Origin of the sequence: uncultured Blautia sp. (assembly GCF_902497045.1) — a bacterium.
GTDB lineage: Bacteria > Bacillota > Clostridia > Lachnospirales > Lachnospiraceae > Blautia_A.
This window is the reverse complement of the sequence record NZ_CABVDF010000011.1, coordinates 17,703-27,383: the sequence shown is the minus strand read 5'-3', so window position 1 is coordinate 27,383 and position 9,681 is coordinate 17,703. Positions and strand designations below refer to the sequence as shown.

General features: G+C 44.0%; 9 protein-coding genes. All 9 read right to left on the bottom strand.

What is annotated here, in order from left to right:
* The coding region (locus RDS42_RS02305; RefSeq protein ID WP_308782173.1) for a CpsD/CapB family tyrosine-protein kinase at window positions 1–630 on the bottom strand (630 nt) is incomplete at its 3' end.
* A 21-nt stretch (window positions 631–651) separates the two neighbouring features.
* Window positions 652–1,404 carry a Wzz/FepE/Etk N-terminal domain-containing protein gene (locus RDS42_RS02300; protein WP_308782172.1) on the bottom strand — a complete coding sequence of 251 codons (753 nt, stop codon included), beginning with the start codon at window positions 1,402–1,404 and terminating at the stop codon, window positions 652–654.
* Window positions 1,405–1,549: 145 nt separating this feature from the next.
* Window positions 1,550–1,870 (bottom strand): AzlD domain-containing protein, encoded by a 321-nt coding sequence (locus tag RDS42_RS02295; protein WP_308782171.1) that lies wholly within the window; start codon window positions 1,868–1,870, stop codon window positions 1,550–1,552.
* Window positions 1,867–2,592: an AzlC family ABC transporter permease gene (locus RDS42_RS02290; protein ID WP_308782170.1), complete on the bottom strand. Its 726-nt coding sequence runs from the start codon at window positions 2,590–2,592 to the stop codon at window positions 1,867–1,869. The genes RDS42_RS02295 and RDS42_RS02290 overlap by 4 nt, the downstream gene beginning before the upstream one ends.
* A gap of 78 nt (window positions 2,593–2,670) precedes the next feature.
* On the bottom strand, window positions 2,671–4,695 hold the full coding sequence (locus RDS42_RS02285; protein WP_308782169.1) for an FtsX-like permease family protein: 2,025 nt from the start codon (window positions 4,693–4,695) through the stop codon (window positions 2,671–2,673).
* On the bottom strand, window positions 4,688–5,455 hold the full coding sequence (locus RDS42_RS02280) for an ABC transporter ATP-binding protein (RefSeq protein WP_308782175.1): 768 nt from the start codon (window positions 5,453–5,455) through the stop codon (window positions 4,688–4,690). The genes RDS42_RS02285 and RDS42_RS02280 overlap by 8 nt, the downstream gene beginning before the upstream one ends.
* Window positions 5,456–5,637: 182 nt before the next feature.
* The gene (locus RDS42_RS02275; RefSeq protein ID WP_308782168.1) at window positions 5,638–6,621 is read right to left on the bottom strand and encodes a sensor histidine kinase; all 984 of its coding nucleotides are present in this window, start codon (window positions 6,619–6,621) and stop codon (window positions 5,638–5,640) included.
* 12 nt (window positions 6,622–6,633) lie between these two features.
* On the bottom strand, window positions 6,634–7,305 hold the full coding sequence (locus tag RDS42_RS02270) for a response regulator transcription factor (RefSeq protein ID WP_308782167.1): 672 nt from the start codon (window positions 7,303–7,305) through the stop codon (window positions 6,634–6,636).
* A complete protein-coding gene (locus RDS42_RS02265; RefSeq protein WP_308782166.1) occupies window positions 7,305–9,674 on the bottom strand; it encodes a ribonucleoside triphosphate reductase in 2,370 nt (789 codons plus the stop codon). Before RDS42_RS02265 ends, RDS42_RS02270 begins: the two co-directional genes overlap by 1 nt.
* Window positions 9,675–9,681: the final 7 nt, after the last annotated feature.

The following is a 9,681-nucleotide window of genomic DNA, read 5'->3' as shown; positions in this document are numbered from 1 at the left end:
AGTCTGATCCGCCTTATTTAATACAGTACCCAAAATCCTACATCCGGCTCTTCTAAGACGATTCATCGCCTTCTGCGCAACACGATAACTGACTGCTCCCTGCTCCACAACGAAAATAGCTCCATCACAATATTTCGCCACAAGCACCGCATCAATAATATTTGCTACTGGAGGTGTATCACAAATTATATAATCATAATAACCTCTAATTTCTTTCATAAATGCACCAAAAATCTCATCTCCCAGTAAGCTTGTAGGATCAGGAGCCGGTGAACCTCCAAAAATAATATCCAAATTTTCATAATTAGTGGCGTAAATCAGATCTTTTACTGCAATCTGTCCACTAAGAAACTGCGACATTCCTTTCACTTCCTGGTTCACACGAAAATGTGTAAAATAAGCTGATTTTCGAATATCTGCATCTATCAGAAGCACTTTTTTGCCAATACTGCTTAGTTCTTTTGCAAGACTGATAGAGATATCACTTTTTCCCTCATTTGGATAACTACTAGTTATCAGAATAGATTTTATTCTTTTTCCTGACAACTGAAGATTTGTCCTTAATGTTTTAATTGCTTCGTCATAAAAATAATTCGGTTTTCTTATATCCTCTATCTCAACATTTCTCATCAAACAGCTACTCCCTTCACCTTAATGGCGTCTGTTTCTTCGTTTACTATAGTTCACATAATCTTTTCTGTCTGGAACAACCGCAAGGACAGAAGTATCCAAATACTTAACAATATCCTCTTCTGTTTTCAGAGAATCATCCATAATTGCATTTACTGCAATCAGCGCTGCACATACAAATGCACCAAACACAAATCCAAGAAGTACGTTCTTTTTTACACTTGGTGAGGATCTTACAACAGGAATCTTTCCTGTTTCAATAATCTTAGGCGGAATAACCTCCATTTTATCACCAATATAATCAGAAGAAACTTCCGCGATCTCATCCACAATCTTCTTTGCCAAAATCGGGTCTGCATCCTCAACTGTAATTTCAAGAATACGGCTGTCCGTAGGATTAGTAATAGTAGTCTTCGCTTTCAATTCTTCATAAGAAATATCCAGATTCAGATTTTCTATCACCTGCTCCAAAACCGGAGTACTTTTAATCAGTACTGTGTAATCACTTGTCAAGCTGGTTCCTAACTGAAGATCAGCCAGCGATGTCAGTGTGGTTTCTTTTGAAAGAACCAAAATACTAGACATAGACTGATACATAGGTGTAACTGCAAAATGTGTAAATGCTCCGCTGATACAGGCAGCCAGAAGACCTGCTGCCAGAATAAACATGATCTTGTTTTTCAATGCTTTCAAAATTTCCAAAAGATCAATTTCCACTTCATCCCGGCTTTTGTCATCTAATATCTCTCCGTAGTCTGTTTTTACCTTATCCAACTTCAGTAATTCCTTTCATTCATTGTACAGGTGTTTAACCTGTCTTGTGTTTTTTCCACTTACCCTCATATAAACACTTATAATATATTCTATCACACACATTCCCATTGATGCAATAGTAAAAACTGCTGTAAACAGGACATTATTAGCCAATCATTTCCAGCACTCTTTCCACTACAAACACTGCTCCACATGCAATAAGCGCTACTGTCAGAAGACTTCTTTCCCAATATGCTGCGATAAGAGCTGCGATAAGTCCTGCTGCTCCGGCGATCATTCCCGAAGACGGCGCCGTCAGGATTGCCGGGAATGTCATAGCTGCCAGGCAGGCATAGGGGACATAATACAAAAAAGATTTCAAAAATGGACTGGTAATCTCTTTTTTAAAAAGGACCAAAGGCAGCATACGGATCAGATAGGTTACTGCCGCCATTACAAAAATATACATATAAATACTGTGATTCACGGTTTTTCCTCCTCTCCGTCTCCAACAGGGCAGAAATATGCAGCAGCTCCTGCTACTACCAACGTAGTGATAATGATCACAAATCCTGAAGAAACCCTGTTCAGCAGCGGCATGTAAGCAAACAGGCTACTCATCGCCATGGATCCTATAACCACCTTACATACTGCCCTGTGTTTTTTTGCCGGAGGAATGATCAGTGCCAGAAACATTCCATAAATGGCCACACTTAACGCACTTGCCATAAATCCCGGCATGATGTTTCCAGCCATGGCTCCCACCAGGGTTCCTAATGTCCATCCTGGAATGGCGGCGCTCATTGCCCCATAATTATAAAAAGGATTCAGCCTCCCCGGCTGGCTGATACTGACGCCAAAAATCTCATCCGTCATGCCAAACGCCACCGCATATCTATGCCAGGGAGCCAGGTTTCTCTCCAGCTTCTGAGAAACAGAAAATGACATCAGGCTGTAACGCAGATTGATGATCAGCTGTGTCAGAGCCATCTCCCACAGAGAACCGCAGGCGATCATAATATCAAGTCCGGCAAACTGTCCTGCCGATGTAAGATTTGTCAGAGAGATCAGCGTTGCCTGCCATACCGACATCCCTCCGGACACAGCCATCATTCCAAATGTAAAGGACACGGCAAAATATCCCAATGCAATAGGGACCCCGTCATGGAGTCCCCGTATAAACTGTTGTTTATTTGTCTTTTGTTCCATGATTCTTATTCACACTCCTTATTCCGTATCTCATTATACGTTTTAACAGGACGATTGTAAATAAAAATCATTTCTTTCTTATTCCGCCTTTTCCAGGATATGATAATAAGCTCTGGCCGTAACCATATAGATCAGCCCGTATATAGCTGCAAACATCAGCACGGTAGCTGCCGTACACAGAAGAAACAGACGGTCATTGCTCATACCGATCATCAGCAAAAGTTTTTTCATCAGCGGAAAGGCCATACCAATATGAACACATGCAGCCAGCAGAGGAAGGAAGAATACCATCAGGATCTGTCTGCGGATAGAAGAGCGTACCTCTCTGCGGCTCATTCCTACCTTTCTCATGATCTGAAATCTTTCACGGTCCTCATAACCTTCGGAAATCTGTTTATAATAGATAATAAGAGCCGTTCCCATCAGGAACACACCTCCCAGAAGGATTCCCACAAAAAGCAGTCCTCCGTTCAGCCCGTAGAAATTTTCTTTTTCCACTGCCCTTGCGCGGTTTGACACAGTCTCTCCCTCCTGTGTGAAATATCCCTGACTGCGGAATTTTTCAATACTTCCGTCAAAAAGATTTCTCAGGGCAACAGCCTGGTCATCCTCTCCATCTACCATAATTCCCAGAGAAGATTTCATCCGATACCCCATAGAGCCGCCTTTTTCCATTTCCTTTCTCTGAATTTCACTGATCTGTTTAAATGTCTCCGGGTTTGTTACAAGATAAATGGAACTTACATATTCTACGCCCAGCAGCCCGGATATATCCGGCTCTTCCTTTAATTTTCCTGCAACAGAAAATTCCCGGCCGCCAATATCTATACTCTTTCCTTCGGCTCCCCAGATAAGTACGGTTCCGTTTTCCAGGGATATCTTTTCCCCATCCGGACTCTGATAATATTTCTCCGGGATCACCACCAGCTCCATAATTTCCTGTTCTTTCAACTTTTTCAGCTTTTCCCCACCATAATCAAAGGTGTAATGATGTCCGTCAAAAAATCCCACAGCAGAAAGGCTAATCTCAGACTCCACAGATTTCACCGGAATTCCGCTTTTTTCCGCCTCGCTTCTCATAAACTTCTGTGCTTCTTCTGCTTCCTCATAAGAATATCCATAAAATCCAACATTCACATCATAAGGATACTGTGACTTCACCGCATCTTCGATTCCCATATTCAGACTGACGGCAGAAGATATCATCAAAAGTACTCCCGTACTTAAAATACAGATGCTTGCCAGTCCCACAGCATTCTGCTTCATGCGGTACAGCATTCCGGAAACGCTGGTAAAATTCTGTATTTTATAATAGAAGCTTTTTTTCCGGCGCATCAGCTTCAGGATCATAATACTTCCTGCTGTAAATACCAGATAGGTTCCCGCCATAACAAGAAGCACTGCCAGAAGAAAAATCACCAGAGCGTCCATTACCGATTTTGTGGTTACAGCCAGATAATATCCTCCCCCAAGACATGCAAATCCCAGAACTGCCATAAGAAGCTTGGTTTTTGGCTCCCGTTCCCCGACGCTCTTTCCGGAAAGCAGCTCCACCGGACGGCTGAGATGGACCCTGCTGAGATTCTGCAGTAAAGTCACAGCAAGAATCATACCATAGGAAGCCGCGCAGATCTTCACGCCCTCCCAGGTAACATAAAATCCAAACTGTACCGGAAGGTGTAGCATCTTCAGAAGAAACAGCAGGGCAAGCTTACTTCCAAGGATTCCTGTTCCAATGCCCCCTGTAAGACTGACTGCGCCTGTGATCAGTGTTTCCACCAGAAGCATTCGGCTGATATGACGTTTTTCCATACCAAGCACATTATAAAGACCAATCTCCTTCTGTCTTCGCTTCATAAGAAAGCTGTTGCAGAACAAAAGAAAAATCACAGAAAAAACTCCCAGTACAAAAACTCCCATGCTGACAATCATAGCCACATCACTGCCGCCCCGAATGTTTCGGGTATCCGGATTATGGACAATAAACAGCATAATATAGAGAACGGCAATACAGCCTATGGAGGACAGAATATACGGTACAAAGGTACCCCGGTTCTTTTTGATATTTGTAAGGGCAAGCCTCAGAAACATTCCTTTACGCATAGGTCTCACCGCCTGTCATAAGGATGGTCAGTGTATCTGAAATCATCTGATACATTTCCTGGGTTGTCTTTGTTCCCCGGTAAATCTGATGAAACACTTCTCCGTCTTTTATAAACAGAACTCTGGAAGCATGGCTTGCCGCCTGGGCGCTGTGAGTTACCATAAGAATGGTCTGTCCTTCCTGATTGATCTCCTCAAACATGGACAGAAGAGCTGAAGCAGCCCGGGAATCCAAAGCCCCGGTTGGCTCATCCGCAAGCACAAGCCTTGGACTGGTAATCAAAGCCCTGGCTACTGCCGCCCTCTGTTTCTGCCCTCCTGAAACCTCATAGGGATATTTATCCAGAATATCTGTGATCCGGAGAGCCTTCGCTATAGGCCGGATCTTTTGCTCCATTTCACGATAATCCTCTCCTGCCAGTACCAGAGGCAGATAAATATTATCTCTGAGACTGAAAGTATCCAGAAGATTAAAGTCCTGAAATACAAATCCCAGATTTTTTCTCCGAAAAGCAGAAATCTCCTTTTCTGTAAGACGGACAATGCTTTTTCCCTCAAGAAGCACCTCCCCCTCCGTAGGACGGTCCAGAGAAGCCAGTATATTAAGAAGTGTGGTCTTTCCGGATCCCGATTCACCCATAATAGCCACAAACTCTCCTGCTTCTACAGAAAACGTCACATTCTTTAAAGCCTGCACCTGATTTCCTCCAAATCGGGTGGTGTATATTTTTTTCACATTCGTTACTTCCAGTAATGCCATGCTTCTGTTTCCTCCAATCATATGCATTCTCCCGGTCTGCACAGATTTCCTGTTTTTCTGTGTACCGGATATGGTTTTATTTTGTGATCTCAGTATACAAAAAAGGGAACCTGCCTGCCATAGATTTGGCTTACAGTTCCCCCTTATATGTGACATTTTTGTAAGATTCACAGAATCTGCTTTTAAAAAAGCTCTCCGTCCGGTCTTCCAAGGTATAAATATACCTCTGTTCCCTGACCTGGTTCTGATTCCACTGTGATATCCTGATTCATCTTATGCATGATCTTTCTGGCAAGATACAGTCCGATCCCTGTAGAATGTTCTTCACATCTTCCATTACAGCCGGTAAACCCTTTTTCAAAAATTCTTGGAAGATCTTCCGATCTGATTCCTATGCCTGTATCCCGGATCACCAGCGTGTGAGGACGCGACTCCGAAAGATAAATACGGATTCCTCCTGTTTTTGTGTATTTCAGCGCATTGGAAAGGCACTGCCCAATCACAAATCCCAGCCATTTCGGATCCGTAAGCACACACTCTTCCACTCCTGCATAATCCAGTTTCAGTTTTTTCCCGATAAACACCGACGCGTATTTATGGATCTGCTCCCGGATAATACTGTCCAGACTGCATTCTTTAAACTGCATATCCGAAGACATATCTTCTGTCCTCAGGTATCCCAGAACCATTTCCACATATTCCTCTACCCGGAACAGCTCGCTGACCGCTGACCGGTTCTTCTCTGTGTTTTCCGAAAGAATCAGGCGAAGGGCTGCAATGGGTGTTTTGATCTGATGGACCCACATGGTATAGTAGTCTGTCATTTCCTGATGGGAACGCACTCTTTTTTCTTCTGCATCCATACGCATCTGATTCAGTCTGCAAATGATCTGCTGCAACAGCTCATCTCTCTCATCTTCCGGTTTCGGAAGCGTCTCCAGTTCCAGAGGAAGAAGAGCTTTGATCCGTTCCAGCTGCTCCTTCTCTTTGCGGAATCTGTTCCATCCGTACAAAAATGCACCTGCTGCCGGGATCATACACAGTGCTGCTCCATAAAATACAGGTTCCAGGGAACAGCCGTAAAGCCAGAAGGTCAAACCCAGTATTCCACAAAAGCTCAGGAACAAAAGGAAGGTTTTCCACATTTTCCTCAGATAGCCGCTCATCTGCACTCCTTCCTACGGTACCATATAACCCAAACCTTTTTTCGTCACGATCATACCGCCAAGTCCGATTCCTTCCAGCTTTCGTCTCAGACGGTTCACATTGACAGTCAGAGTATTATCATCCACAAAGTCATCATTTTCCCACAGCATCTGCATGATTGATTCCCGGCTGACCGCCTTCCCGCCCTGAGAAAAAAGAAGATTCAGGATACGCAGTTCATTTCTGGTGAGATCCACAGAGTTTCCCTGATAACTCAGAGTTCCGCTTCCCAGATTCAGGACCGCGCCGCCTCTTTCCAGAAGGTCTGCCCCCATGCCAAAGGAATAAGCTCTTCGGAGAATGGCCTGTACTTTTGCAGACAGCACCTCCAGATCAAAAGGCTTTGGAATAAAATCATCTGCTCCCCGGCTCATGGCCATGACTATATTCATATTATCCGCAGCAGAGGACAAGAACACAATTGGGACCTGAGAGATGCGTCTGATCTCTTCACACCAGTGAAATCCGTTAAAACGCGGAAGTTTCAGATCCAGAAGCACAAGCTGCGCTTCTGATCTGATAAACTCTCCTGTAATGTTCAGAAAATCCTCAGCAGCCGTAACCTCATACCCCCATGATTCCAGATGCTTTTTTATAAGCGTACAGAGGGTTTCATCATCCTCTGCCAGAAAAATCCTGTACATCAAAGCTCCTCATCCACATATCGCTGAATATTAGAGGCATTGACATATTTTTTCAGATGCTCTCCGTCTGTAACAACCAGTGTAGGCGCCTGCATAATGCCGAACTGCCTTGCCAGCTCCGGATTCTTTTCCGCATCAATAATCTCAAGCTCCTCGCCTTCCAGCATTTTTTTTGCCATACGGCAGTTTGGACATGTGCTGGTGGTAAATAAATATTTATGGGTCTCCAGTGGTTCCACCTTTACATCATCCTTTGTCATGGTAACCATGCTTGTATGGACTTTTTTTAATGTAGAATGAGTAATGTCGTACAGTGTCCTGTTTTTGTATTCCTGCGCTTTACCGTCATTCCAGTTCTGTACCGGGCGGTAATATCCTGTAATACGGCTGTAAACCTCGGCTTTTTTGCCGCATTTCGGACAGGTAAAGTGTTCGCCGCTTAAATAACCATGCTCGCTGCATACAGAATAGGTCGGCGAAATCGTATAGTACGGAAGCTTATAATTCTCTGCGATCTTGCGGACAAGAGACGCGGCAGCTTTCCAGTCAGGCAGCTTTTCTCCGAGGAAACCGTGAAATACTGTTCCTGAGGTATAAAGAGTCTGCAGTTCGTCCTGAATATCCAGAGCATCAAAAATATCAGAGCTGAATTCAACCGGAAGATGGGAGCTGTTTGTATAATAAGGAGTATCTCCCTTACTTCCTGCTGTCTTGATATCCGGCCAGCGGTTTCTGTCATGTTTGGCAAGACGATATGCCGTGGACTCTGCCGGAGTTGCCTCCAGATTAAAGAGCTCTCCCTCGTACTGCTCCTGATAATCGGAAAGGCGGTTTCTCATATGCTCCAGAACCTCTTTTGTAAATTTCTGGGTTCTCTCATCTGTCATATCGCAGCCCAGCCATCTGGCGTTCAGCCCGGCCTCGTTCATTCCCACCAGACCAATGGTAGAAAAATGGTTATTAAAGCTTCCCAGGTATCTTTTTGTGTAAGGATACAGACCCTCATCCAGAAGCTTGGAGATCACCTGCCTCTTAATATGCAGGGATCTGGCTGAAATATCCATCATATGATCCAGTCTCCGGTAAAATTCCTCCGGTGTTTTGGAAAGATAGGCAATTCGAGGCATATTGATGGTAACAACTCCTACGGATCCGGTACTCTCGCCGGAGCCAAAGAATCCGCCGCTCTTTTTGCGCAGCTCACGAAGATCCAGGCGGAGGCGGCAGCACATGCTTCGGATATCACTTGGCTTCATATCGCTGTTAATATAGTTAGAAAAATACGGAGTTCCGTATTTTGCTGTCATTTCAAACAGAAGACGGTTGTTTAACGTATCAGACCAGTCAAAATCTCTGGTAATGGAGTAGGTTGGAATGGGGTACTGGAATCCTCTTCCATTGGCATCACCTTCGATCATTGTCTCAATGAACGCACGGTTTACCATATCCATTTCTTTTTTGCAGTCCTTATATTTAAAATCCATATTTTTGCCGCCTACAATGGCAGGAAGCTCCGCCAGATCATCCGGCACAGTCCAGTCCAGAGTAATATTGGAAAAGGGCGCCTGAGTTCCCCAGCGGCTTGGTGTGTTTACACCGTAAATAAAGGACTCGATACATTTCTTCACCTCATGGTAGCTTAAATTGTCCACCTTAACAAAAGGCGCCAGATACGTATCAAAGGAGGAGAATGCCTGAGCTCCTGCCCACTCATTCTGCATAATGCCCAGGAAATTTACCATCTGATTGCAGAGTACGCTTAAATGTTTGGCCGGGGCAGAAGTGATCTTGCCCTCAATTCCTCCAAGCCCTTCCTGGATCAGCTGTTTTAAAGACCATCCTGCACAGTATCCGGTAAGCATGGAAAGATCATGGATATGGATATCTGCATTTCTGTGCGCCTCTGCAATCTCATTGTCATAGATTTCAGACAGCCAGTAATTTGCTGTTACCGCACCTGAATTGCTGAGGATCAGTCCGCCTACGGAGTAGGTAACAGTAGAATTCTCCTTCACTCTCCAGTCTTCTACTTTTACATAGCTGTTTACAATCTCCTTATAATCAAGGATTGTAGATTTCATATTGCGGATTTTTTCTCTCTGCTTACGATAAAGGATATATGCCTTGGCAACATCACTGTATCCTGCCTGGATCAGTACATTTTCTACACTGTCCTGAATATCCTCTACAGTTACCTGATCATCCAGGATCTTATCCTGAAAATCTGCAGTCACTCTCAAAGCCAGAAGATCAATCATATCCTGACTGTAATTCTTTTCTTTTGCCTCAAAGGCCTTGTTGATGGCGGATGATATTTTTGCCATCTGGAAATCAGCAATCTCTCCATCCCGTTTAACTACCTGAAACATACTGTTA

Coding starts and splice junctions, on each gene's coding strand:
- RDS42_RS02270 (WP_308782167.1), bottom strand. CDS start 7,305: ATGTACAGGATTTTTCTGGCAGAGGATGATGAAACCCTCTGTACGCTT.
- RDS42_RS02285 (WP_308782169.1), bottom strand. CDS start 4,695: ATGCGTAAAGGAATGTTTCTGAGGCTTGCCCTTACAAATATCAAAAAG.
- RDS42_RS02280 (WP_308782175.1), bottom strand. CDS start 5,455: ATGGCATTACTGGAAGTAACGAATGTGAAAAAAATATACACCACCCGA.
- RDS42_RS02265 (WP_308782166.1), bottom strand. CDS start 9,674: ATGTTTCAGGTAGTTAAACGGGATGGAGAGATTGCTGATTTCCAGATG.
- RDS42_RS02290 (WP_308782170.1), bottom strand. CDS start 2,592: ATGGAACAAAAGACAAATAAACAACAGTTTATACGGGGACTCCATGAC.
- RDS42_RS02275 (WP_308782168.1), bottom strand. CDS start 6,621: ATGAGCGGCTATCTGAGGAAAATGTGGAAAACCTTCCTTTTGTTCCTG.